This window comes from Enterobacter sp. BNK-34 (assembly GCF_048684445.1).
Taxonomy (GTDB): Bacteria; Pseudomonadota; Gammaproteobacteria; order Enterobacterales; family Enterobacteriaceae; genus Enterobacter; species Enterobacter pseudoroggenkampii.
In genome coordinates, this window is sequence record NZ_JBLQUA010000001.1 from 1918053 (window position 1) to 1940864 (window position 22812).

The 22812-nt window shown below is 54.9% G+C and carries 22 protein-coding genes and 1 riboswitch; of the genes, 11 read left to right on the forward strand and 11 right to left on the reverse strand.

Annotated elements, in window-relative coordinates; translation table 11 throughout:
• Window positions 1-57: 57 nt before the first annotated feature.
• Both araC and ACMGG5_RS09320 read left to right on the forward strand, forming a co-directional pair.
• Window positions 58-903 (forward strand): arabinose operon transcriptional regulator AraC, encoded by an 846-nt coding sequence (gene araC / locus ACMGG5_RS09315; protein WP_023310373.1) that lies wholly within the window; start codon window positions 58-60, stop codon window positions 901-903.
• A gap of 128 nt (window positions 904-1031) precedes the next feature.
• Window positions 1032-1799: a DedA family protein gene (locus ACMGG5_RS09320; RefSeq protein ID WP_032660723.1), complete on the forward strand. Its 768-nt coding sequence runs from the start codon at window positions 1032-1034 to the stop codon at window positions 1797-1799.
• Window positions 1800-1831: 32 nt separating this feature from the next.
• Here the strand turns inward: ACMGG5_RS09320 and thiQ are convergent, their stop codons facing one another.
• The 4 genes from thiQ to sgrR form a co-directional block, all read right to left on the reverse strand.
• The gene (thiQ, locus tag ACMGG5_RS09325; RefSeq protein WP_024907442.1) at window positions 1832-2533 is read right to left on the reverse strand and encodes a thiamine ABC transporter ATP-binding protein ThiQ; all 702 of its coding nucleotides are present in this window, start codon (window positions 2531-2533) and stop codon (window positions 1832-1834) included.
• Window positions 2517-4127: a thiamine/thiamine pyrophosphate ABC transporter permease ThiP gene (gene thiP, locus ACMGG5_RS09330; protein ID WP_420277776.1), complete on the reverse strand. Its 1611-nt coding sequence runs from the start codon at window positions 4125-4127 to the stop codon at window positions 2517-2519. The genes thiQ and thiP overlap by 17 nt, the downstream gene beginning before the upstream one ends.
• Window positions 4103-5086 carry a thiamine ABC transporter substrate binding subunit gene (gene thiB, locus ACMGG5_RS09335; protein WP_420277777.1) on the reverse strand — a complete coding sequence of 328 codons (984 nt, stop codon included), beginning with the start codon at window positions 5084-5086 and terminating at the stop codon, window positions 4103-4105. The genes thiP and thiB overlap by 25 nt, the downstream gene beginning before the upstream one ends.
• A 31-nt stretch (window positions 5087-5117) precedes the next feature.
• A riboswitch (TPP riboswitch) is annotated at window positions 5118-5218 on the reverse strand.
• 36 nt (window positions 5219-5254) lie between these two features.
• A complete protein-coding gene (sgrR, locus tag ACMGG5_RS09340; protein WP_420277778.1) occupies window positions 5255-6910 on the reverse strand; it encodes an HTH-type transcriptional regulator SgrR in 1656 nt (551 codons plus the stop codon).
• An 88-nt stretch (window positions 6911-6998) separates the two neighbouring features.
• On the opposite strand from sgrR, the gene sgrT reads away from it, so the two are divergent.
• Together sgrT and ACMGG5_RS09350 are read left to right on the forward strand one after the other, a co-directional pair.
• Window positions 6999-7151 (forward strand): glucose uptake inhibitor SgrT, encoded by a 153-nt coding sequence (sgrT, locus tag ACMGG5_RS09345; protein ID WP_032644049.1) that lies wholly within the window; start codon window positions 6999-7001, stop codon window positions 7149-7151.
• Between the two features lie 120 nt (window positions 7152-7271).
• The gene (locus tag ACMGG5_RS09350) at window positions 7272-8450 is read left to right on the forward strand and encodes a sugar efflux transporter (RefSeq protein WP_420277779.1); all 1179 of its coding nucleotides are present in this window, start codon (window positions 7272-7274) and stop codon (window positions 8448-8450) included.
• 48 nt (window positions 8451-8498) lie between these two features.
• Here the strand turns inward: ACMGG5_RS09350 and ACMGG5_RS09355 are convergent, their stop codons facing one another.
• From ACMGG5_RS09355 to leuL, 7 genes are all read right to left on the reverse strand, one after another.
• Window positions 8499-9080 carry a cytochrome b/b6 domain-containing protein gene (locus tag ACMGG5_RS09355; protein WP_024907447.1) on the reverse strand — a complete coding sequence of 194 codons (582 nt, stop codon included), beginning with the start codon at window positions 9078-9080 and terminating at the stop codon, window positions 8499-8501.
• 106 nt (window positions 9081-9186) lie between these two features.
• Window positions 9187-10077 (reverse strand): cation diffusion facilitator family transporter, encoded by an 891-nt coding sequence (locus ACMGG5_RS09360; RefSeq protein WP_048989657.1) that lies wholly within the window; start codon window positions 10075-10077, stop codon window positions 9187-9189.
• Window positions 10078-10240: 163 nt separating this feature from the next.
• Window positions 10241-10846, reverse strand: a complete 606-nt coding sequence (leuD, locus tag ACMGG5_RS09365; RefSeq protein ID WP_048989656.1) for a 3-isopropylmalate dehydratase small subunit — start codon at window positions 10844-10846, stop codon at window positions 10241-10243.
• A 10-nt stretch (window positions 10847-10856) separates the two neighbouring features.
• Window positions 10857-12257, reverse strand: coding sequence for a 3-isopropylmalate dehydratase large subunit (leuC, locus tag ACMGG5_RS09370; RefSeq protein ID WP_420277780.1), 1401 nt, complete (start codon window positions 12255-12257; stop codon window positions 10857-10859).
• A gap of 2 nt (window positions 12258-12259) precedes the next feature.
• Entirely contained in the window at window positions 12260-13351 is a 1092-nt protein-coding gene (leuB, locus tag ACMGG5_RS09375) for a 3-isopropylmalate dehydrogenase (RefSeq protein ID WP_048989654.1), read from the reverse strand.
• The gene (gene leuA, locus ACMGG5_RS09380; RefSeq protein ID WP_024907451.1) at window positions 13351-14922 is read right to left on the reverse strand and encodes a 2-isopropylmalate synthase; all 1572 of its coding nucleotides are present in this window, start codon (window positions 14920-14922) and stop codon (window positions 13351-13353) included. Before leuA ends, leuB begins: the two co-directional genes overlap by 1 nt.
• Before the next feature lie 91 nt (window positions 14923-15013).
• Window positions 15014-15100 (reverse strand): leu operon leader peptide, encoded by an 87-nt coding sequence (gene leuL / locus ACMGG5_RS09385; protein WP_071787438.1) that lies wholly within the window; start codon window positions 15098-15100, stop codon window positions 15014-15016.
• A gap of 606 nt (window positions 15101-15706) precedes the next feature.
• Between leuL and leuO the strand changes: the two genes are divergently transcribed.
• The 7 genes from leuO to ftsL all read left to right on the forward strand — a co-directional run bounded on the left by leuO (window position 15707) and on the right by ftsL (window position 22801).
• Window positions 15707-16651: a transcriptional regulator LeuO gene (gene leuO, locus ACMGG5_RS09390; protein WP_061715973.1), complete on the forward strand. Its 945-nt coding sequence runs from the start codon at window positions 15707-15709 to the stop codon at window positions 16649-16651.
• A 380-nt stretch (window positions 16652-17031) separates the two neighbouring features.
• Window positions 17032-18756 carry an acetolactate synthase 3 large subunit gene (ilvI, locus tag ACMGG5_RS09395; protein WP_061715972.1) on the forward strand — a complete coding sequence of 575 codons (1725 nt, stop codon included), beginning with the start codon at window positions 17032-17034 and terminating at the stop codon, window positions 18754-18756.
• 1 nt (window position 18757) lies between these two features.
• Window positions 18758-19249 carry an acetolactate synthase small subunit gene (ilvN, locus tag ACMGG5_RS09400; RefSeq protein ID WP_008501994.1) on the forward strand — a complete coding sequence of 164 codons (492 nt, stop codon included), beginning with the start codon at window positions 18758-18760 and terminating at the stop codon, window positions 19247-19249.
• Between the two features lie 179 nt (window positions 19250-19428).
• Complete coding sequence (gene cra / locus ACMGG5_RS09405; RefSeq protein WP_008501993.1) at window positions 19429-20436, forward strand: catabolite repressor/activator; 1008 nt, start codon at window positions 19429-19431, stop codon at window positions 20434-20436.
• Between the two features lie 600 nt (window positions 20437-21036).
• Window positions 21037-21495, forward strand: a complete 459-nt coding sequence (gene mraZ / locus ACMGG5_RS09410) for a division/cell wall cluster transcriptional repressor MraZ (protein WP_021240528.1) — start codon at window positions 21037-21039, stop codon at window positions 21493-21495.
• A 2-nt stretch (window positions 21496-21497) separates the two neighbouring features.
• A complete protein-coding gene (rsmH, locus tag ACMGG5_RS09415) occupies window positions 21498-22439 on the forward strand; it encodes a 16S rRNA (cytosine(1402)-N(4))-methyltransferase RsmH (protein WP_021240527.1) in 942 nt (313 codons plus the stop codon).
• Window positions 22436-22801 (forward strand): cell division protein FtsL, encoded by a 366-nt coding sequence (ftsL, locus tag ACMGG5_RS09420; RefSeq protein WP_008501989.1) that lies wholly within the window; start codon window positions 22436-22438, stop codon window positions 22799-22801. Before rsmH ends, ftsL begins: the two co-directional genes overlap by 4 nt.
• Window positions 22802-22812 lie beyond the last annotated feature (11 nt).

A 22812-nucleotide genomic window follows, 5' to 3' on the forward strand; every position in this document is an offset into this window, starting at 1 on the left:
TGCTTTTAATGATATGGACAATTGGTTTCCTTCAGGACCCTTGGGAGAACTGAATCTATGGCCGAAACGCAAAACGATCCCCTGCTGCCGGGATACTCGTTTAACGCGCACCTTGTGGCGGGACTGACCCCTATCGAGGCTGAGGGATATCTCGACTTTTACGTCGACCGACCGCTCGGGATGAAAGGGTATATCCTCAACCTGACCGTGCGAGGGGAAGGAATCATCAAGAACGGCGACCAGCAGTTTGTCTGCCGCCCCGGCGATATCCTGCTGTTCCCGCCGGGGGAGATCCACCACTATGGCCGTCATCCGGATGCCAAAGAGTGGTATCACCAGTGGGTCTACTTCCGTCCGCGCGCCTACTGGCAGGAGTGGCTTTCCTGGCCGGCTATTTTTGCGCACACCGGTTTTTATCGCCCGGATGAGGTGCATCTGGCGCAGTTTCGCGAGCTTTTTGCGCAGATTATCGAGGCGGGACAGGCCGGTGGTCGTTACGCTGAACTGCTGGCCATTAACCTGCTCGAACAGCTGCTGCTGCGCCGCATGGAAGCGATTAACGAGTCGCTTAATCCCCCGCTGGATAACCGCGTGCGCGACGCCTGCCAGTATATCAGCGACCACCTGGCCGATAGCCAGTTTGATATCGCCAGCGTTGCCCAGCACGTCTGCCTTTCGCCGTCGCGTCTGTCGCATCTGTTTCGCCAGCAGCTGGGCGTCAGCGTGTTGAGCTGGCGCGAGGACCAGCGGATCAGCCAGGCGAAGCTGCTGCTCAGCACCACCCGGATGCCGATCGCCACCGTGGGGCGCAACGTGGGCTTTGAGGATCAGCTCTATTTCTCCCGGGTATTTAAAAAATGTACCGGTGCCAGCCCGAGTGAATTCCGCGCGGGATGTGAATAAACGGTAAAAAAAGATAAACAAACAGGTGAATGCGGAAAGCAACCTGTAAACTATTCAGACAATTGTTGCCTTGACGCGGTGCAGGGCGCTAAGCAGAATCGCTGATTCGTTTTCTGACCGGAATAGTTATGCAGGCATTGCTGGAACATTTTATTACCCAGTCCGTTATGTACTCACTCATCGCCGTGGCGCTGGTGGCGTTTCTGGAGTCGCTGGCGCTGGTTGGGCTGATCCTGCCCGGCACCGTAATGATGGCAGGACTTGGCGCGCTGATCGGCAGCGGCGAGGTCAATTTCTGGCAGGCGTGGCTGGCCGGGATTATCGGCTGCCTGCTGGGTGACTGGATCTCCTTCTGGCTGGGCTGGCGCTTTAAGAAGCCGCTGCACCGCTGGTCGTTTATGAAAAAGAACAAAGCCTTGCTGGATAAGACCGAGCATGCGCTGCACCAGCACAGCATGTTTACCATCCTCGTCGGCCGCTTCGTTGGGCCAACGCGTCCGCTGGTGCCGATGGTGGCGGGGATGCTGGATCTGCCCGTCGCGAAATTCGTGGTACCGAACATTATCGGCTGTGTCTTCTGGCCGCCGTTCTACTTCCTGCCGGGGATCCTCGCGGGTGCTGCCATTGATATTCCTGACGGTATGCAAAGCGGTGAGTTTAAGTGGCTGCTGCTGGGCACGGCTGTGCTACTGTGGCTGGCGGCATGGCTCTGCTGGCGGCTGTGGCGCAGCGGGAAAGCGAATATCGATCGCCTGACGCGCTACCTCCCGCGTACTCGCCTGCTCTGGCTTGCCCCGCTGACGCTGGGTGTGGCTGTGGTGGCGCTGGTGGCGCTGATTCGTCACCCGCTGATGCCGGTGTACGGTGAGATTTTATTGAAAGTGGTCAGTCGTTAAGGACTTTTCCCCTCTCCCCGTGGGAGAGGGCATCAGACCGCGCGAATGCCTAACAGTGAAGACGCCCCCGCTTGACCACTGAGCAGCTCTTCCGTCTTCCCATCCCACGCAATTCGCCCTTCAGCAACGACCACCGATCGCGGCGCAATCCGTGCGGCATCCTCAATACTGTGCGAAACCATCAGCATCGTCAGCTGCTGGCGTTGACAGACCTCCTGCACCAGGGCCAGCATCTCCTGACGCAGCGCGGGATCGAGCGCCGAGAACGGCTCATCCAGCAGCAGTATCGGCTGTTCGCGCACCAGACAACGCGCCAGCGCCACGCGCTGACGCTGGCCGCCGGAGAGCTCGCCCGGCAGCCTGTCGATAAACCCGGTGATCCCCATCTGTGCGGCAATGATCTCCAGCTTATGGCGCTGGTCATCGTTCAGCCTGAGTCCCGGGTGCATTCCCAGCGCGATGTTTTGCCGCACCGTCAGGTGGGTAAACAGGTTGTTTTCCTGAAACAGCATTGAGACAGGACGTTTTGCGGGCGGCGTGTGGGTATGATCCCGGTTATCTATGACGATCGAGCCGCTTGCTGGCTGCAGAAAACCTGCAACCAGATTAAGCAGCGTGCTTTTTCCTGCGCCGCTTGGGCCAAGCACGGCGATCATCTCTCCCTGGCGCACGGAGAGCGTGAAGCGCATCGGCAGATGCTGATAAAGCCAGGTTACATCAGTCAGTTTTAACATCACGCCCCGGAAGTTTCTCGATAACGGTAAATAAGGCAAAGCACAGCAGCAGCAGTAACAGCGCGGTGACCGCGCCGTCCTGACTGCGGTAAGAGCCGATTTGCTGATAGAGCCAGTACGGCAGCGTGCGGAAATCGTCATTGCCGAACAGCGCCACGACCCCAAAGTCTCCAATAGAGAGCACGCAGGCAAATGCCAGCGCCTGTGCCAGCGGACGTTTTAGCGCGCGCAGTTCGACCACCTTCAGCCGCTGCCAGCCCTGCATGCCCAGCGACTGGCACAGCAAACTGTAGCGGCTGTTGACGTCGCGCATCGGGTTTTCCAGCACCTTGAGCGCATAAGGGATGGCCATTAAGGCGTTGGTAAAGATCACGATGCCGTCGGCGCTTTCCGGCAGGCCGATGGTGCTGTTGAACAGCAAAAAGAAGCCCGTTGCCAGCACGATCCCCGGCATCGCCAGAATCAGCATCCCCGTCAGCTCCAGCATTTGTCCGGCTTTTTGCGCCTGACGGGCGTAAAGCTCACGGCTGCTCCACAGCAGCATCATGGTCAGGATGACGCACAGTAATCCGGCAGCCAGCGCGATACGCAGCGAGGTCCAGGTGGCTTGCCAGAGGACGGGCTGTAGCAGGACAGACAGGAGATTGAGGTTCAGCCCGTCAACGATAACGGCCAGCAGCGGCGGCAACAGCAGCAGGAGCGCCAGCCCGATTAGGACAAAATCGCTGACGCGGCTGTGCAGGCTGTCCTGCGGATCGCGCCAGCCGGTTATTTGGTGACTGCCTGCAGGAATGGCTTTACTCAGCCGCTGGCTCAACAGGACCAGGGCAAGGCAGCATGCCATCTGGACTATCGCCAGCAGCGCGGCGCGACCGGGATCGTAGTCGTAACTCAGCGCCTGGTAAATCGCCAGCTCAATGGTGGTGGCCTGCGGCCCGCCGCCGAGCGACAGCACGGTGGCAAAGCTGGCAAAGCAGAGCATGAAGATTAATGCCGCCACGGGCGGGATCTGGCGGCGCAGCCACGGCCATTCGACAAAGCGGAAGAACGACACGCCACGCATGCCGAGCTGGGCGGCAACCTGGCGCTGCTCGCCGGGAATGTTCTCCAGAGCCTGCAAAAAGAGACGCGTTGCCATCGGCATATTGAAAAAGACGTGTGCCAGCAGGATGCCCTGCAGTCCGTAAGGCGAGAATGACCATTCCAGACCAAGCTGGCCGAACAGCGATGCCAGCCAGCCCTGGCGACCGTAAACGCTCAAAATGCCGAATACCGCCACCAGCACGGGCAGGATCAGCGTCATGGCGCACAGGCGCAGCAGGGCCTGCCTGCCGGGGAAACGCCGCCGATACAGGGCGCGCGCAAGAAAAATGGCCGGGATCACCGACAGCAGGGCAGAAAGCGACGCCTGCCAGAAGGAGAACCGGATCACGTGCCAGAGGTAGCTGTCGTGCCAGAGGGCGAGCAGATCGCTCTCTGGCGCGTTGAACCACAGTGCAAGAAAAGCCCCCAGGCTGACCACCACCATCACTATGGCGGCGAGCAGCCCGGGAAGCAACCAGCCGGGAATTAGCGGCTGACGGCGCGTTGCCATTCACTTACCCATGCGGCACGCTGCGCGGCGACCTGCTGCGGCGTAAACTCCAGCGAGGTTTTCGGTTTGGTCAACTGTTCAAAACCTGCAGGCAGCGCAACGCTGGTGACCGGATACATCCAGTTGCCTGCGGGAATGGCGTTCTGGAATGCCGGTGAAACCATAAACTTCAGGAACTTCTCGGCCAGCTCAGGCTGCTTGCTGGCAGCGGTACGCGCGGCCACTTCCACCTGCAGATAGTGCCCTTCCGCAAAATCTGCGGCAGCATAGTTATCTTTCTTCTCGGCGATAATGTGGTAAGCCGGGGAGGTGGTGTAGCTCAGCACCAGGTCGCTTTCACCTTTCAGGAACAGGCCATAGGCTTCGCTCCAGCCTTTGGTCACGGTCACGGTTTTGGCAGCCAGCTTCTGCCACGCTTCCGGCGCCTTATCGCCGTAGACTTTCTGCATCCACAGCAGCAGACCCAGGCCCGGCGTGCTGGTCCGCGGATCTTCATAAATCACGCGCCACTTCTGGTCGCTTTCCACCAGCTCTTTCAGGCTCTTCGGCGGGTTTTTCAGCTTGTTTTTGTCGTAAACAAAAGCAAAGTAGCCGTAGTCGAACGGCACAAAGGTGTCGTTCTTCCAGCCGCCAGGCACGTTAACGGCCTCTGCTGCGACGCCGCTTTTGGCAAACAGTTTGGTCTGCGAGGCGGCCTCCAGCAGGTTGTTATCCAGCCCGAGCACCACGTCGGCCTTGCTGTTTTTCCCTTCCATGCGCAGACGGTTGAGTAGCGAAACGCCATCTTCCAGCGCCACGAACTTCAGCTCGCAGTTGCAGTCGGCTTCAAAGGCTTTTTTGACTACCGGGCCAGGGCCCCAGTCGGCAGAGAAGGAGTCATAGGTGTAGACCGTCAGGACGGGCTTCGCAAAAGCAGGCAGCGCAAACAGCGCCAGCAGGGGGAGAACTTTTTTTAACACTTTGCACCTCAAAGTTGAGTGGCAAAGGATTTTGAGCGACAGCCTCAAATCCCTTCGCCGGCGTTATCCGGATCAGGTTCGACGGGTATTATCTCAGCGCACATCTGTGATGCAGCACCCCGTTGAGAACGGCGCTATTGTAATGATTTGGTGAATATTACGAAAGCGTTATGGCTCCGGGGGCGCAAACCAGGCGGATTTAAAATCAAACCAGCCCAGGGTATTCATCCGCAGGCCGCGCATGCTGCGCTGGCCCTGGATCATCAGCCAGTGGTGGATCAGCGGCACGATCGCCTGTTCGGCAAGTAACGCCTGGCACCACGCGGCCAAATTCATCTCGCCCGCGCGCCACAGGGCGGCGTCCTGCTGCCAGTCCCGTTCGATGCAGTGCTGGATCAGCGGGACTTCATACAGGTGCGAGAAGAGCGAGAAATCGAGCGGCAGGGTGAAGTTGGCGCTGTTAAGCCAGATATCACTGGTGATATCCCCCTGGTGCCATTCGTCATAGTCAACTTCCCTAACCTCCAGCGTTACTCCTTCGGCTGCCAGCAGGCGGGTCATGATCCTCGCGATAAAACGATGCTCCACGTGCTCGCGGTAGTAGGTCAGGGTGATAGACTCCAGCCCTGCGGGCTTGTCGCAGTGCGACGGGCGGGCGTGGTGCCAGCGCGGAAGCAGGCCGTAGGCCGGGAACCAGTATGTCTGGTACTGCGCTTCCGCATGGTAGATCAGATTGGCGGGGGACAACACGTGGCTGATCCACTTGCGGACGGCCTGGTTTGCCCCGCGGTGGGTGCGGCGGTCAAAGAGGAGATAGTAGCATCCCTCCTCCAGGCGACTCTCCACGGCTTTTTCTCCCGTGGTGGGGCCTTCAAGCGTCAGTCCACAGCTCAGGTCTTCATTGAGATCCGGCAATACCCACACGTTGACTTCGTCGATCAGCGCCCGATAGCCAAAGTAGTCATCGAACGCGCGGATTTTCAGCTGGTTGCTGTTATTGCGGGACACGGAGTAGGGCCCGGTGCCAATCGGCAGGCTGGCAAAATTGTTCATCGATTCCCACTCGCCGGGCAAAATCATCGACGGCACGTAGCCCAGCAGCCAGGGAAGCCACTTATCATGCTGCGACAGCTCGATATCCAGCGTCCAGGCCGTGGGGGAGTGGATACGCGAAATATGCGAGTAGAGCGGCAGCCTTCGGACGCGTTCCAGAGAGGCGATGACGTCGTGCATCTCCAGCTCGCGACCATGGTGAAAGTGAATGCCGGGGCGTAAAAAGAAGCGCCAGTGAAGCGGAGAAAGTTGCTGCCAGTGGTGCGCGATATCCGCTTCCAGTTCCCCGTTTTCCTCATTTATCCGCGTCAGACCGCTGAAGATTTGCCGGGCCATATGGGTTTCGGAGCGGCGTAACGCCGTGCCGGGCAGCAGATTTTTCATTGGACGATAGTAGAGCACCCGCAGGATGTGCCGACCCTGACGAAAACTGCGTCCGAGATGGGAAACCAGCATCTGGCGCACGGCGGCTTTGTCGCCCACTAGCTGAACCAGCTGATCGATGCGGTCCTGCTCGAGCAGGTCTTCCGCGCGCTGCTGCTGCAACGCCAGCCCGGTATAGAGAAAGGTCAACCGCGAACGTTTGCCGCGTCCCGCCTCAGCTTCCCAACTTAACCAACCCTGCTGCTGCATGGTGTTGAGCAGCGTACGCATATGACGGCGGGAACAGCTAAGCAGGTCAGCCAGCTCGTTGAGCGTGGTCTCCTGCGATTGCCCCTCGCAGCATTGCCAGAGGCGGATAAACTGTTGTTGCAGACGACCGGAAGGCATAAAAGAGGAACTCCTGACAAAAAACCAGCAATTTATTTATCCCTATATTAGGCCAATAATTCTCCTCGATGAAGTGAGGAGGTAAATTATGAAGAGGTCTACCGCACGTCAGTTTTATCAGCAGTACTTTTCAGCGACAAAAGGATCGTCCTGGCTGGCCCGCCAGTGTGCAGAGCAACGGCTGAAAACGTTAGAAGAATTGATGCAGTGGGACGTTACAACACCGACCTCTTCCCGCTAACTCGCCTCGATCATGTGTGACTGAGTATTGGTGCTTATCACCCGCCAGCAAAATGTTTTTGCTGGCTTTTTTCGTTTATTCTTTCACCCGATTTTGATTCGCTTTCACAAGGACTTGCGCATGCTGTGGTTGATAACGATGGGGCGACGCCTGAACGGCGTGTATGCCGCTTTTATGCTGGTGGCCTTTATGATGGGCGTGGCGGGGGCGCTGCAGGCGCCGACGCTGAGCCTGTTTCTCAGCCGCGAGGTGGGGGCACAGCCGTTTTGGGTCGGCCTGTTTTATACCGTTAACGCCATTGCCGGGATCCTGGTCAGCCTCGCGCTGGCGAAACGATCGGACAGCCAGGGCGATCGCCGCAGGCTGATCCTCTTTTGCTGCACCATGGCGGTGGGCAACGCGCTGCTCTTCGCCTTTAACCGTCATTATCTGACGCTCATTACCTGCGGCGTGCTGCTGGCGTCACTGGCGAACACCGCCATGCCGCAGCTGTTCGCGCTGGCCCGTGAATATGCGGATAACTCGGCGCGGGAAGTGGTGATGTTCAGCTCGGTGATGCGTGCCCAGCTCTCGCTGGCGTGGGTCATTGGCCCGCCGCTGGCCTTCATGCTGGCGTTGAACTACGGCTTTACCACCATGTTCTCCATCGCCGCCGGGATTTTTGTCATCAGCCTGGCATTGATTGCCTTCGCGCTGCCGTCCGTAGCGCGCGTTGAACAGGCAACGGATAAACCTGTCACCGAGGTGAGCGGCTGGCAGGATAAAAACGTTCGCATGCTGTTTATTGCCTCCACGCTGATGTGGACCTGCAACACGATGTACATTATCGATATGCCGCTGTGGATCAGCAGCGATCTGGGTTTACCGGACAAACTCGCGGGGATCTTAATGGGAACCGCTGCCGGGCTGGAGATTCCGGCGATGATTCTGGCGGGTTACTACGTAAAGCGCTTTGGAAAGCGTCGGATGATGATCGTTGCCGTGGCGGCCGGAGTGCTGTTCTACGCGGGGCTGATCCTTTTCCATTCGCGTGAAGCGTTGCTGGCGCTGCAGCTGTTTAACGCCGTGTTTATCGGGATTGTTGCCGGGATCGGCATGCTCTGGTTTCAGGATCTCATGCCCGGTCGTGCCGGCTCGGCGACCACGCTTTTTACCAACAGTATTTCAACCGGAGTGATTCTGGCAGGCGTGATTCAGGGGGCGCTGGCGCAAAGCTATGGGCATGCGTCTGTCTACTGGATGATTGCGGCGCTTTCTGTCGTGACGCTTCTGCTGACCTGCCGCGTAAAAGACGTGTGATCGGATGAATGAAACGGAGCCCGGGAACGCCGGGCTCTGCGAACCGTTTTATTCTGAACACTGATATTTACGCTGCGCGCGTAGCGTCAGGTACATATGAACGAGGCCCATGAAACCGTGTGCCCAGAAATATGTCTCAACAAAGACCGTCAGAAATTTATGCAAATTTAAGGCGGATTCTGTGACGGATGAAACGGGTCCGAGCGTGGCGTTCAGCACGAACCAGGCCGCGCCGCAGAGTGCAACGCCCAGCAGCGCCAGCACGCCCAAACCTTGCACCGTTGCCGCCATACCGCCGGCATGCGCGTCAGGAAGCTGGCGCTGCGTGAGGGTGCGAATATCGTCAACGACTCCGCGAAAATCCAGCGCCAGCCAGGCGAAGTAATATTTAAATCCGCGCTGGGTTAACATCCATGCCATCATGGCAATGCCACAAAAAATTAAACCAAACCCGGAAATAATATGCATCCAGGTGACAATTCCGTTCAGCCCGGAGTCGTGGAGGGCTTCACTTTCGGTGAAATTAGAATTGATGATCTGGACCAGCACCAGAACGGCCACAAGAATGTGCAGTACGCGAAGAAAGGGTGTTTCTTTATGGGGAAGCGTATTGCGTAGCGTTGGGTTCATCGCTTTTTACCTCAATAATGAGAGAGCTGATGCGATGCAGTGTGACGCAGATTAATTAACGAAACCTTAACGGTGGGTTGCGTCACACTGTATTTATGCGTTCCGATTAGCGAGCAGGATCAATATGCGTCATCACGTTCAGCACATTGAATTTTTGCATCACGTTGTTTCTGGCATTGACGGCAATCTGATGCCCTTCTTTTACGCTTAATTCGCCGTTAACTTCCAGATGGACATCGACAAGGGCTAAATCGCCCATCTTGCGGGTTTTTAAATCATGGAGTCCGGTGACACCCTCGGTGGAGAGAAGACAGGTTTTGATATCATGCTCCAGCTCGGGTTCAAGCGAACGGTCCATCAGGTCGTGCAGGGCATCGGCAGAGAATTTGTAACCCATATGGGCGATAAATATCCCAACAATCAGGGCCGCAATCAGGTCCATCGCGTGAAAACCCACTAAATTCCCGGCAATACCGATGGCGACAACCACTGACGAGGCTGCGTCAGAGCGGGCATGCCAGGCATTGGCTATCAGCAGCGAGGACTGAATACGTTTTCCCGCGGCATACATGTATCTGAACAGGCTTTCCTTCACCACCAGCGCCAGTATCGCCACCCACAGAGCGGCCCCTTTCACCAGCTGATGCGTCTCGGGGTGAAGCAGTTTATTCCCTGCGGACCAGAGCATCCCGATTCCCACAAGTAGCAGAATAGCGCCAATAATGAGCTTTGCACCGTTTTCGAAACGCAGATGACCGTAATGATGATCGATATCAGAGGCTTTCTGACTCTTTTTATTTGCAATCAGAACGACAAAGTCAGAGGATAAATCGGAAAGAGAATGAATCCCATCAGCAATTAATCCCTGTGAGCCTGAGAATATTCCTGCAACTATCTGAAAGCCGGTGAGTAAACTATTTGTTATCACGCTCACTATTGTGCATTTTTGTATTTCATGAGAACGGAGATGAGACTCATTGCTATTTTTCTTTTTCATGATAATTTCCGCTGCCAGCTGATTGAACGATTATTCTGCGCAGGGAACATTAAATTGACATTAAATATAACGTCATTATTGGCTGGGTTTGCGAAGTATTTACAGAAGGAAGATGGGCATTGGGATAAAACACAGCCTGCAGAGTACACTGCAGGCCGGAGGATTATTTCATAAATGCGGGTTGTTTTTGTTCGTAAGTGGCAATCGCCGCTTCGTGCTGGAGAGTTAAACCAATGCTGTCCAGACCGTTCAGCATGCAGTGACGGCGGAAGGCATCAATGCTGAAGCTGTAGGTCTTATCCCCGGCTTTCACCACTTCGGCTTCCAGATCCACTTCAAACGAAATGCCCGGATTCGCCTTAACCAGCGCGAACAATTCGTCGACCTGTTCATCGCTCAGCGTCACCGGCAGAAGCTGGTTGTTGAAGCTGTTGCCGTAGAAGATATCCGCGAAGCTTGGGGCAATGACCACCTTAAAGCCGTAGTCGGTGAGCGCCCACGGCGCGTGTTCACGGGATGAGCCGCAGCCAAAGTTTTCCCGCGCCAGCAAAATGGAGGCGCCTTTATATTCCGGGAAGTTCAACACGAATTCCGGATTAGGCACTTCGCCCTTATCGTCGAGGAAACGCCAGTCGTTAAACAGGTGCGCGCCAAAACCGGTACGCGTCACCTTCTGCAGAAATTGTTTTGGAATAATAGCGTCAGTATCGACGTTAGCGGCGTCCAGCGGGACAACCCGGCCCGTATGTTGGGTAAATTTCTCTGCCATGATTGTCTCCTTATTTCAGGCTGCGAATATCGGCGAAATGGCCGGTGACTGCCGCAGCGGCGGCCATTGCCGGGCTGACCAGATGGGTGCGCCCACCGCGGCCCTGACGGCCTTCAAAATTACGGTTGCTGGTGGAGGCACAGCGCTCACCCGGATTCAGGCGATCGTTGTTCATGGCCAGACACATGGAACAGCCTGGCAGGCGCCACTCGAAGCCTGCTTCGATAAAGATCTTATCCAGACCTTCGGCTTCCGCCTGGGCCTTCACCGGACCGGAGCCAGGAACCACCAGCGCCTGCACGCCTGGTGCCACTTTACGGCCTTTGGCAATTTCGGCGGCGGCACGCAAATCTTCGATACGGGAGTTGGTGCAGGAGCCGATAAACACTTTATCAATGGCGACATCGGTCAACGGCACGCCAGGCTTCAGCCCCATATAGGCCAGCGCTTTTTCCGCACTGGCGCGCTCAACCGGATCGGCGAAGGAGGCCGGGTCAGGGATGCTGTCGTTGACGGAAATCACCTGACCCGGGTTGGTGCCCCAGGTCACCTGAGGCGCAATCTCTTCTGCCTGCAGCGTGACAACGGTATCAAACGTTGCCCCCTCGTCGGTTTTCAGGGTTTTCCAGTAGGCTACCGCGTCGTCAAAATCCTTACCTTTCGGCGCGTGCAGACGGCCCTTCACATAGTTGAAGGTGGTTTCGTCCGGCGCGACCAGCCCGGCTTTTGCGCCCATCTCAATGGCCATGTTGCACAGGGTCATGCGACCTTCCATACTCAGTGCCTGAATAGCGTCGCCGCAGAACTCAACGACGTGGCCGGTACCGCCTGCGCTGCCGGTTTTACCGATGATGGCCAGCACGATGTCTTTCGCGGTAATGCCAGGTGCCGCTTTACCCTTCACCTCAATCTTCATGGTTTTGGCGCGGCCCTGCTTCAGGGTCTGCGTTGCCAGCACATGTTCCACTTCGGACGTGCCAATCCCGAATGCCAGAGCGCCAAACGCGCCGTGGGTCGCGGTATGGGAGTCACCGCAGACGATGGTCATGCCCGGCAGGGTGATCCCTTGCTCAGGCCCCATCACGTGGACGATGCCCTGATACGGATGGTTCAGGTCGTACAGCTCAACGCCAAATTCATTGCAGTTCTTAATCAGCTCCTGCATCTGGATACGGGCCATCTCACCCGAGGCGTTAATGTCTTTGGTCTGGGTGGAAACGTTGTGATCCATCGTCGCGAAGGTTTTACCCGGCTGACGTACCGGACGCTTGTGCGCGCGCAGGCCGTCAAATGCCTGAGGTGAGGTCACTTCGTGTACCAGATGACGGTCAATGTACAGCAGCGGGGTTTCGTTTGGCGCCTCGTAAACAACGTGCGCATCGAACAACTTTTCATATAACGTCTTAGCCATGATTACACCCCTTCAGCGACATAGCGGGCAATGATGTCGCCCATTTCATCGGTACTGACTGCCGCCGTGCCGCGTGCCAAATCACCGGTACGGACGCCTTTCTCTAACGCCCGGTTAATGGCGTTTTCAATTGCGGTTGCCGCATCGCCTGCATCCAGGCTGTAGCGCAGCAGCAGGGCCAGGGAGAGGATCTGCGCAATCGGGTTGGCAATGTTTTTGCCTGCGATATCCGGCGCGGAGCCGCCCGCAGGCTCGTACAGGCCAAAGCCTTCTTCATTCAGGCTTGCGGATGGCAGCATGCCCATCGAGCCGGTGATCATCGCGCACTCGTCAGAGAGAATATCGCCGAACAGGTTGGAGCACAGCAGCACGTCAAACTGGGACGGATCCTTAATCAGCTGCATGGTCGCGTTGTCGATGTACATGTGCGACAGCGCGACGTCCGGGTACTGCTTAGCGACTTCACTGACGATCTCGCGCCACAAAATTGAAGACTGCAGCACGTTCGCTTTATCAATGGAGGTCACCTTATGGCGGCGTTTGCGCGCCGACTCGAACGCAATGTGGGCGATACGTTCGATTTCGAAACGGTGATACACCTCGGTGTCGAACGCTTTCTCGTGTTGTCCGCTGCCTTCGCGCCCTTTTGGCTGACCAAAGTAGATCCCGCCGGTCAGTTCACGCACGCAGAGAATGTCGAAACCGTTGGCGGCGATATCCGCGCGCAGCGGGCAGAACTCTTCCAGGCCCTGATACAGCTTCGCCGGACGCAGGTTGCTGAACAGCTTGAAATGTTTACGCAGCGGCAGCAGCGCGCCGCGCTCTGGCTGCTCTGCTGGCGGCAGGTGTTCCCATTTTGGGCCACCGACGGAACCAAACAGCACGGCATCGGCATTTTCGCAGCCTTCCACGGTCGCTTTCGGCAGCGGCGTACCGTGGTTATCAATCGCAATACCGCCCACGTCGTAGTGGCTGGTGGTGATTTTCATCGCAAAACGCGTACGAACGGCTTCCAGTACTTTCAGCGCCTGTGCCATAACTTCCGGACCAATACCGTCGCCCGGTAACACAGCAATATGGTAATTCTTCGACATTACACGGTTTCCTTGTTGTTCTCTTTATTCTGAGCTTTGCGTTGCAACTCTTTTTCGACTTCGGCGGCGCGCCAGATGTTGTTCAGAACATGCACCATCGCTTTCGCGGAGGATTCAACGATATCGGTCGCCAGGCCCACGCCATGGAAGCGGCGGCCATTGTGGGTCACAACAATGTCGACCTGACCCAGAGCATCTTTGCCGTGGCCCTTGGCCGTCAGGTCATACTTCACCAGCTCCACGTCGTACTCGGTGACGCGGTTAATCGCCTGGTAGATGGCATCGACAGGGCCGTTACCGTTCGCGGCCTCTGCTTTAATTTCATCACCGCAGGCCAGCTTGACCGAGGCGGTGGCGATGTTGCTGGAGCCGGACTGCACGTTGAAGTAATCCAGACGGAAGTGCTCTGGCTCTTCCTGCTGCTTGTTAATAAAGGCCAGCGCTTCCAGGTCGTAGTCGAACACCTGACCTTTTTTGTCGGCCAGCTTCAGGAACGCGTCGTACAGCTGATCCATGTTGTAATCGCTGTCCTTATAGCCCATCTCTTCCATACGGTGTTTAACCGCCGCGCGACCGGAACGGGAGGTCAGGTTCAGCTGCACCTGGTTCAGGCCGATGGATTCCGGGGTCATGATTTCGTAGTTTTCGCGGTTCTTCAGGACGCCATCCTGGTGAATACCGGAGGAGTGCGCGAAGGCGCCAGTGCCGACAATCGCTTTGTTAGCCGGAATGGGCATGTTGCAAATCTGGCTGACGGTCTGGCTGGTGCGCCAGATTTCGTTGTGATTGATGCGGGTATGCACGTCCATGATGTCTTTGCGCACTTTGATCGCCATGATCACTTCTTCCAGCGAACAGTTGCCCGCGCGTTCGCCAATACCGTTCATCGCGCCTTCTACCTGACGCGCACCGGCGTGGACGGCGGCGATGGCATTACCCACGGCCAGACCCAAATCATCGTGGGTGTGGACGGAGATAATTGCCTTATCAATATTCGGTACGCGGTCGTACAGTCCGGTAATGATGTTGGAGAACTCAAACGGCATGGTGTAGCCGACGGTGTCAGGGATGTTGATGGTTTTCGCACCCGCGTTGATGGCGGCTTCCACGACGCGCGCCAGGTCTTCGATTGGCGTACGGCCCGCATCTTCACAGGAGAATTCAACGTCATCGGTATAGTTGCGTGCGCGTTTCACCATATACACCGCGCGCTCAATCACCTCATCCAGCGTGCTGCGCAGCTTGGTGGCGATGTGCATAGGTGAGGTCGCAATAAAGGTGTGGATACGGAACGCTTCGGCGACTTTCAATGACTCGGCAGCAACGTCGATGTCTTTCTCTACGCAGCGCGCCAGGGCGCATACGCGGCTGTTTTTAATGGTGCGGGCGATAGTCTGGACGGATTCGAAATCACCCGGAGACGAGACTGGGAAACCGACCTCCATCACGTCGACACCCATACGTTCGAGAGCCAGCGCGATCTGCAGTTTCTCTTTTACACTCAGGCTTGCCTGCAATGCCTGTTCACCGTCACGTAAAGTAGTATCGAAAATAATGACTTGCTGGCTCATGGGTTAGGTCCTTGTCAGTCTTAGGGCGCCTTGCTACGAGCATAAAAAAACCCGCGCAGTGGCGCGGGTTTTTAGTCTTACTGGTGACGATTCAACGCTGAATTTCGCCCGCCAGTCTACCGCGCACAGTGAATGCGTTTAGTAGTAGTAGACCGGTGAAACGAATGGTGCGAATCATGAATCGTGCTCCGTTAAATTCAATATGCTTTTAGTGGTACTGGATACGGCCGTTCATGTCAACCCCTGACGATGAAAACGGTCCCGACGGACGGAATCAGCAGGGTATTCATTTTAGCTAATTGTGCTGGTTTTAGCTTTCGCGACCCGACTAATTGTCTAATTTTGGACTTAAGAAAAGAGTTGCAGAAACAAATAAATATAATTGTTTAAAAATGAGTGAAATGTCCTGAAGAGAATGCGTTGTGATTAAAAGGTTTTAATATCATTAAGTTATAAATGCAGTGAATCTGTTCCATAATGCTGAAAAGCGAACAGATATAACAGGTTGTTAACTAACTGTAGGGCGATAGCAATAACAGTTTAATAATACTTAAGTCATCATTAACCTGATGGCAATTGTATATTTGTTTGGTTTATGGTTTCATTCAAATCCTAAAGTCAAACATATCATTTGCGCTCATTAATTTTCGTTATTATAGAGTCTTTATATATTCCGAATTTTAAATAATTCTCTTTTGCTGATCGTATTTGCATGATAAATCATATTTTCGAGATGATTACCGTACGTGAGCAAAGGGAGTGTAGCGTGACAGTGGAGTCAGAAGTGTCAGAAAATAATATTAAACAACCTCAAGCTACTGATGGGATTAAACCGCAGTTACGCACGGTGGATCTTAATCTTCTGACGGTGTTTGATGCTGTCATGCAGGAACAGAATATTACCCGCGCGGCCCAGGCCTTGGGGATGTCACAACCTGCTGTGAGTAATGCCGTTGCCAGGCTTAAGGTCATGTTTAACGACGAATTGTTTGTTCGTTACGGAAGAGGGATCCAGCCTACGGCGCGCGCATTCCAGCTGTTCGGCTCCATCCGCCAGGCGTTGCAGTTGGTACAAAACGAGCTGCCGGGCTCGGGCTTTGAACCCTTAAGCAGCGAGCGCGTATTCCATCTTTGCGTCTGTAGCCCATTAGATAATTATTTAACGTCGATTATTTATAATAAAGTTGAAGAGATCGCACCAAATATCAATCTGGTTTTTAAATCATCCCTGAATCAAAACACGGAACATCAGTTACGCTATCAGGAGATCGAATTCGTTCTGGGGTATGAAGAGTTCCGTCGTCCAGAATTTTCCTGTGTGCCGCTGTTTAAAGATGAAATGGTTCTGGTCGCCAGTAAAAAACATCCGCGCCTGAATTCTCCGCTGCTAGAAAGCGATGTTTATAACGAGCAGCACGCCGTTGTTGCACTCGACAGATATGCTTCCTTTAGCCTGCCGTGGTATGACACTGCGGATAAACAGTCGAGCGTGGCGTATCAGGGCATGGCCATGGTTAGCGTATTAAACGTGGTCTCCCAGACGCAACTGGTGGCGATTGCGCCGCGCTGGCTGGCAGAAGAGTTTTCTGACCCGTTAAACCTGCAAATTTTACCTCTGCCGCTCAAGCTAAATAGCCGTACCTGTTATCTTTCCTGGCATGAAGCGGCGGGTCGGGATAAAGGGCATCAGTGGATGGAAGAGTTGCTGGTTGGCATCTGTCGCCGGTAAGCGCATCAGGATAAATCGCATCGGTTTATGTGATTTATCCTGAGTTCTTTTAGATAATTGCTATTTTATTCTGTGGTGCTTTTTTTCGGGCTGCTCTCCGGCACGCAAAAATAGATGATTTCCTGCATTGTCGCGCTTTTCAGCGATGATTTATCACCCCATCCTCTATTCCCAGAGGAATTAACCATATCTCCTGTTAACGCCTGCTTTTTCTGCTTTACGCGCCGTTTATCTACCCGGGTTTGCTAATTGCCTGCCTCATAACGAGCGGTTAAGGTAAAGAACACTCTGCAAAATATAAGATTGGTTTATCCCAATCGTAAGACGGTGCGGAAATGAATTCGGCAGTCCGTCTATAACAAAATGCCTGGAGGCAAAGCATGGAGATGTTGTCTGGCGCGGAAATGGTCGTTCGGTCGCTGATCGATCAGGGCGTAAAGCAAGTGTTCGGCTACCCTGGCGGTGCGGTCCTCGATATTTATGATGCGCTGCATACGGTAGGGGGCATTGACCATGTTCTGGTACGTCACGAGCAGGCGGCGGTGCACATGGCTGACGGCCTGGCGCGTGCGACGGGTGAAGTGGGCGTGGTGTTAGTCACGTCCGGCCCCGGCGCGACAAACGCCATTACCGGCATTGCGACGGCCTATATGGACTCTATCCCGCTGGTGATCCTCTCCGGGCAGGTGGCAACCTCACTGATTGGCTACGATGCTTTTCAGGAGTGCGACATGGTCGGGATTTCGCGTCCCGTTGTGAAGCACAGCTTCCTGGTCAAGCAAACAGAAGACATTCCCGGCGTACTGAAAAAAGCCTTCTGGCTGGCAGCAAGCGGACGCCCGGGACCGGTGGTGGTCGATCTGCCTAAAGATATCCTGAACCCGGCAAACAAGCTGCCTTATGTCTGGCCGGAATCGGTCAGCATGCGCTCTTATAACCCAACAACGCAGGGGCATAAAGGTCAGATCAAGCGGGCATTGCAAACGCTGCTGGCAGCCAAAAAACCGGTGGTCTATGTCGGTGGCGGGGCGATCAACTCTGCCTGCGAAGTCCAGCTCCGTGAACTGATTGAAAAACTTAACCTGCCAGTTGCATCGTCATTGATGGGGCTGGGGGCATTCCCTGCCACCCATCGTCAGGCGCTGGGGATGCTGGGTATGCACGGTACCTATGAAGCCAACATGACGATGCATCATTCCGATGTCATCTTTGCCGTCGGCGTGCGCTTTGACGATCGCACCACCAACAACCTGGCAAAGTATTGCCCGAACGCCACCGTGCTGCACATTGATATCGATCCTACGTCAATTTCAAAAACAGTGGCGGCTGATGTGCCGATCGTCGGTGATGCTCGTCAGGTTCTGGAGCAAATGCTGGACCTGCTGACCCAGGAGAGTGCAACCCAGCCGCTGGATGAGATCCGCGACTGGTGGCAGCAGATTGAACAGTGGCGCGCGCGTCAGTGCCTGAAATATGACACGCAAAGCGAAAGCATTAAGCCGCAGGCGGTCATCGAAGCGGTGTGGCGACTGACGAAAGGTGAAGCGTACGTAACCTCAGACGTAGGGCAGCACCAGATGTTTGCCGCCCTGTATTACCCGTTTGATAAACCGCGACACTGGATCAACTCCGGTGGTTTAGGAACCATGGGCTTTGGTCTGCCTGCCGCGCTGGGCGTGAAGCTGGCGTTGCCGAATGAAACCGTCGTCTGCGTGACCGGTGATGGCAGTATTCAGATGAACATTCAGGAGCTGTCTACCGCGCTGCAATATGAACTGCCGGTACTGGTGCTGAACCTGAATAACGGGTATCTCGGTATGGTGAAGCAGTGGCAGGATATGATCTACTCTGGCCGTCATTCTCAGTCATACATGAAATCGCTGCCGGACTTTGTTCGTCTTGCTGAAGCTTACGGCCATGTAGGCATGCGGGTAACCGATCCGGCTGAGCTGGAAGCGAAGCTCGCGCAAGCGCTTGAGCACGTTAAAAACAACCGCCTCGTCTTTATGGATGTGATTGTTGATGGGACCGAACACGTTTATCCGATGCATATTCGTGGTGGTGGTATGGATGAAATGTGGTTAAGCAAAACGGAGAGAACCTGATATGCGCCGGATATTATCTGTTTTACTGGAAAACGAGTCTGGCGCACTGTCGCGCGTCATTGGTCTTTTTGCGCAGCGCGGCTATAACATTGAAAGCCTGACCGTTGCCCCGACGGAAGACCCGACGCTGTCGCGCATGACGATCCAAACCGTCGGCGATGCCAAAGTGCTTGAGCAGATTGAGAAACAGCTGCATAAGCTGGTTGATGTGCTGCGCGTGAGCGAGCTGGGGCAGGGGGCCTACGTTGAACGAGAGGTCATGCTGGTGAAAATCCAGGCCAGCGGCTACGGGCGTGAAGAAGTTAAACGCAATGCGGATATTTTCCGCGGACAGATTATTGACGTCACCCCTTCTCTTTATACGGTTCAGCTGGTTGGGACAAGCGACAAGCTGGATGCTTTCCTGGCGTCAGTGCGGGATGTCGCAAAAATTGTCGAGGTCGCGAGATCGGGTGTAGTCGGTCTGTCACGCGGCGAGAAAATCATGCGTTAGTTGTCAAAAAGGTTCGCCTCTTTCTGCCCGGTCACCAAAGCCGGGCTTTTTTTTGCGTAATCAGCCGACAACGCAGATAAAAGCGGTTGCCGCGAAGGCTTTTCTGCGTTTAGATGTTAAAAGATTTAACCATAACCTTGACAGGGCCATGGACTCTTTTCTTTTTTTAAGGGGCAATTGTGAAACTGGATGAAATCGCCCGGCTAGCCGGCGTGTCACGAACAACGGCCAGCTATGTGATTAACGGTAAAGCAAAGCAGTACCGTGTTAGCGACAAGACCGTTGAAAAAGTTATGGCGGTGGTTCGTGAGCATAACTACCATCCGAATGCTGTCGCAGCCGGTCTGCGTGCCGGGCGTACCCGCTCTATTGGTCTGGTGATCCCTGACCTGGAAAACACCAGCTATACCCGTATCGCCAACTATCTTGAACGTCAGGCGCGTCAGCGCGGCTATCAGTTGCTGATTGCCTGCTCAGAAGACCAGCCCGATAACGAGATGCGCTGCATTGAGCATCTGCTCCAGCGTCAGGTGGATGCCATTATCGTGTCGACCTCCTTGCCGCCAGAGCATCCGTTCTACCAGCGCTGGGCGAATGACCCGTTCCCAATTGTGGCGCTGGATCGCGCGCTCGATCGCGAGCATTTCACCAGCGTGGTGGGTGCGGATCAGGATGATGCAGAAATGCTGGCCGCAGAGTTGAGAACGTTCCCCGCGGAAACGGTGCTGTATCTTGGCGCGTTGCCCGAGCTTTCCGTGAGCTTCCTGCGTGAGCAGGGATTCAGAACCGCCTGGAAAGACGATCCGCGCGAGGTTCACTACCTCTATGCCAACAGCTACGAGCGTGAAGCCGCCGCGCAGCTGTTCGAGAAATGGCTGGAAACGCATCCGATGCCTCAGGCGTTGTTCACCACGTCGTTTGCGCTGTTGCAGGGCGTCATGGACGTGACCTTACGCCGGGAAGGTAAACTGCCCTCCGACCTGGCGATTGCCACGTTCGGGGATAATGAGCTGCTCGACTTCCTCCAGTGCCCGGTGCTGGCGGTAGCACAGCGTCACCGCGATGTGGCTGAACGCGTGCTGGAGATTGTGCTGGCAAGCCTGGATGAGCCGCGCAAGCCGAAACCGGGCCTGACGCGTATCAAACGTAATCTCTACCATCGCGGAATTTTAAGCCGCCAAAAATGAAAATGACCGGGGCGGCGAAATCTGCCCCCTTTTGTTGCGATAATTCGTGCAGATAATTCCCGGAGAGAAATTAGGATAATTCTTGAGGGATCCTAATCACCTATTTTTCTTAATTCATTCTGGCTTTTAAATTGTCTTTTTAAGAACGTCCGGTCGATTTTAAACGGCATTCTTTGTATTATTTTGTTACAAACCCTTTTCGGTCGATGAATAATCAGACGTTTTTCCTCCTCCTTTGCCAGCTTACGTGGCAACCGCTGAGCTTACCGAGTGCCTGGGTGAATCTGGCGCTGTTATCCCCTGAGAATCTGTCATAAAATGCTGCCCGCGTCGCAAACTGACACTTTATATTTATCTGCGATGATATTGAGTGAGCTTTAACGCTAGTGTGCATATTCGGTTTTTTTCTTACAAATATTCATAACGTTAATTTTGCCTCGCCAGTTGTGCAGTTATTAACCAGGACTGTTTATCTCTGTAAATAGAGGGCTTCCGAGTCCTTATATGGAGAGTCCTGGCTTGACAAGCTTTTCCCTCGCTCCGTAAACTCCTTTAGGTGGGAATTTGTGGGTTAAAGTGGTGAGGAGGGGTGAGACTGGCATGTTCCGTGGAGCTACGTTAGTCAATCTCGACAGCAAAGGGCGTTTATCGGTACCAACCCGATACCGCGACCAGCTGATTGAGAACGCTGCGGGTCAAATGGTTTGCACCATTGACATTAACTCCCCCTGCCTGCTGCTTTACCCCTTGCCTGAATGGGAAATTATTGAGCAAAAGCTGTCGCGACTGTCGAGCATGAACCCGCAGGAACGCCGCGTACAGCGGCTGTTATTGGGACATGCCAGTGAATGTCAGATGGATAACGCAGGGCGATTACTGATTGCCCCTGTGTTGCGGCAACATGCCGGTCTGACCAAAGAAGTGATGCTGGTCGGGCAGTTCAACAAGTTTGAACTGTGGGATGAAACGACCTGGTATCAACAGGTCAAGGAAGATATCGACGCTGAGCAGTCTGATTCCGCGACATTATCGGAACGGCTGCAGGACTTGTCTCTATAAATATGATGGAAAATTATAAACATAAAACGGTGTTACTGGACGAGGCCGTAAACGGCCTGAATATTCGTCCGGATGGCATCTACATTGATGGCACGTTTGGTCGCGGTGGTCACTCACGTTTGATTCTCTCCCAGCTTGGAGAGGAAGGACGTCTGCTGGCAATCGATCGCGATCCGCAGGCTATTGCCGTTGCACAGACCATCAATGACCCACGCTTTTCCATCGTGCATGGACCTTTCTCTGCGCTCGCGGATTATGTCGCTGAACGCGGCCTGACGGGCAAGATCGACGGGATTCTTCTCGATCTTGGCGTCTCTTCACCCCAACTTGATGATGCTGAACGTGGTTTCTCCTTTATGCGTGATGGTCCGCTGGACATGCGGATGGACCCGACGCGCGGTCAGTCTGCCGCTGAGTGGCTACAGACCGCTGACGAAGCCGATATTGCATGGGTCATCAAAACGTTCGGCGAAGAGCGCTTTGGCAAACGTATTGCGCGCGCCATCGTCGAGCGCAATCGCATTGAGCCAATGACCCGCACTAAAGAGTTGGCCGAAGTGATCGCGGCGGCGACACCGGTGAAGGATAAGCACAAACATCCCGCGACCCGTACCTTCCAGGCGGTTCGCATCTGGGTAAACAGTGAACTGGAGGAAATAGAGCTGGCGCTAAAAAGCTCGCTCGACGTGCTGGCCCCGGGTGGGCGGTTATCCATCATCAGCTTCCATTCGCTGGAAGACCGTATTGTGAAACGCTTCATGCGTGAACAAAGCCGCGGTCCGCAGGTGCCAGCGGGGCTGCCGATGACGGAAGAACAACTCAGGAAGCTGGGTGGCCGTCAGTTGCGAGCATTAGGCAAGTTGATGCCGGGCGAAGAAGAAGTGGCAGAGAATCCACGCGCCCGTAGTTCAGTGCTGCGTGTTGCAGAGAGGACGAACGCATGATCGGCAGAGTGACAGAGACCCTAAGCAAAGTTAAGGATTCGTTAGGAAGCAACGAGCGCCATGCCTTGCCTGGCGTGATCGGCGACGATCTTTTGCGGTTTGGGAAACTGCCACTCTGTCTGTTCATTTGCATCATTGTCACGGCAGTTACGGTGGTGACCACCGCCCACCATACACGTTTATTGACTGCGCAACGCGAGCAGATGGTACTGGAACGCGATGCGCTGGATATTGAATGGCGAAATCTGATCCTTGAAGAAAACGCGCTCGGCGATCATAGCCGGGTTGAACGGATCGCAACGGAAAAGCTGCAGCTGCAGCATGTTGATCCTTCGCAGGAAAATATCGTAGTACAAAAATAAGGGAAAACGCG

What these genes read in the sequence shown, in the direction of transcription:
- thiQ (WP_024907442.1), bottom strand. Translation starts at nt 2,533, where the DNA reads ATGTTAAAACTGACTGATGTAACCTGGCTTTATCAGCATCTGCCGATG.
- ACMGG5_RS09350 (WP_420277779.1), top strand. Translation starts at nt 7,272, where the DNA reads ATGCTGTGGTTGATAACGATGGGGCGACGCCTGAACGGCGTGTATGCC.
- leuL (WP_071787438.1), bottom strand. Translation starts at nt 15,100, where the DNA reads ATGATTCGCACCATTCGTTTCACCGGTCTACTACTACTAAACGCATTC.
- ACMGG5_RS09360 (WP_048989657.1), bottom strand. Translation starts at nt 10,077, where the DNA reads ATGAAAAAGAAAAATAGCAATGAGTCTCATCTCCGTTCTCATGAAATA.
- thiP (WP_420277776.1), bottom strand. Translation starts at nt 4,127, where the DNA reads ATGGCAACGCGCCGTCAGCCGCTAATTCCCGGCTGGTTGCTTCCCGGG.
- ACMGG5_RS09320 (WP_032660723.1), top strand. Translation starts at nt 1,032, where the DNA reads ATGCAGGCATTGCTGGAACATTTTATTACCCAGTCCGTTATGTACTCA.
- leuA (WP_024907451.1), bottom strand. Translation starts at nt 14,922, where the DNA reads ATGAGCCAGCAAGTCATTATTTTCGATACTACTTTACGTGACGGTGAA.
- leuD (WP_048989656.1), bottom strand. Translation starts at nt 10,846, where the DNA reads ATGGCAGAGAAATTTACCCAACATACGGGCCGGGTTGTCCCGCTGGAC.
- leuB (WP_048989654.1), bottom strand. Translation starts at nt 13,351, where the DNA reads ATGTCGAAGAATTACCATATTGCTGTGTTACCGGGCGACGGTATTGGT.
- araC (WP_023310373.1), top strand. Translation starts at nt 58, where the DNA reads ATGGCCGAAACGCAAAACGATCCCCTGCTGCCGGGATACTCGTTTAAC.
- rsmH (WP_021240527.1), top strand. Translation starts at nt 21,498, where the DNA reads ATGATGGAAAATTATAAACATAAAACGGTGTTACTGGACGAGGCCGTA.
- ftsL (WP_008501989.1), top strand. Translation starts at nt 22,436, where the DNA reads ATGATCGGCAGAGTGACAGAGACCCTAAGCAAAGTTAAGGATTCGTTA.
- ilvN (WP_008501994.1), top strand. Translation starts at nt 18,758, where the DNA reads ATGCGCCGGATATTATCTGTTTTACTGGAAAACGAGTCTGGCGCACTG.
- sgrT (WP_032644049.1), top strand. Translation starts at nt 6,999, where the DNA reads ATGAAGAGGTCTACCGCACGTCAGTTTTATCAGCAGTACTTTTCAGCG.
- ilvI (WP_061715972.1), top strand. Translation starts at nt 17,032, where the DNA reads ATGGAGATGTTGTCTGGCGCGGAAATGGTCGTTCGGTCGCTGATCGAT.
- sgrR (WP_420277778.1), bottom strand. Translation starts at nt 6,910, where the DNA reads ATGCCTTCCGGTCGTCTGCAACAACAGTTTATCCGCCTCTGGCAATGC.
- ACMGG5_RS09355 (WP_024907447.1), bottom strand. Translation starts at nt 9,080, where the DNA reads ATGAACCCAACGCTACGCAATACGCTTCCCCATAAAGAAACACCCTTT.
- mraZ (WP_021240528.1), top strand. Translation starts at nt 21,037, where the DNA reads ATGTTCCGTGGAGCTACGTTAGTCAATCTCGACAGCAAAGGGCGTTTA.
- leuC (WP_420277780.1), bottom strand. Translation starts at nt 12,257, where the DNA reads ATGGCTAAGACGTTATATGAAAAGTTGTTCGATGCGCACGTTGTTTAC.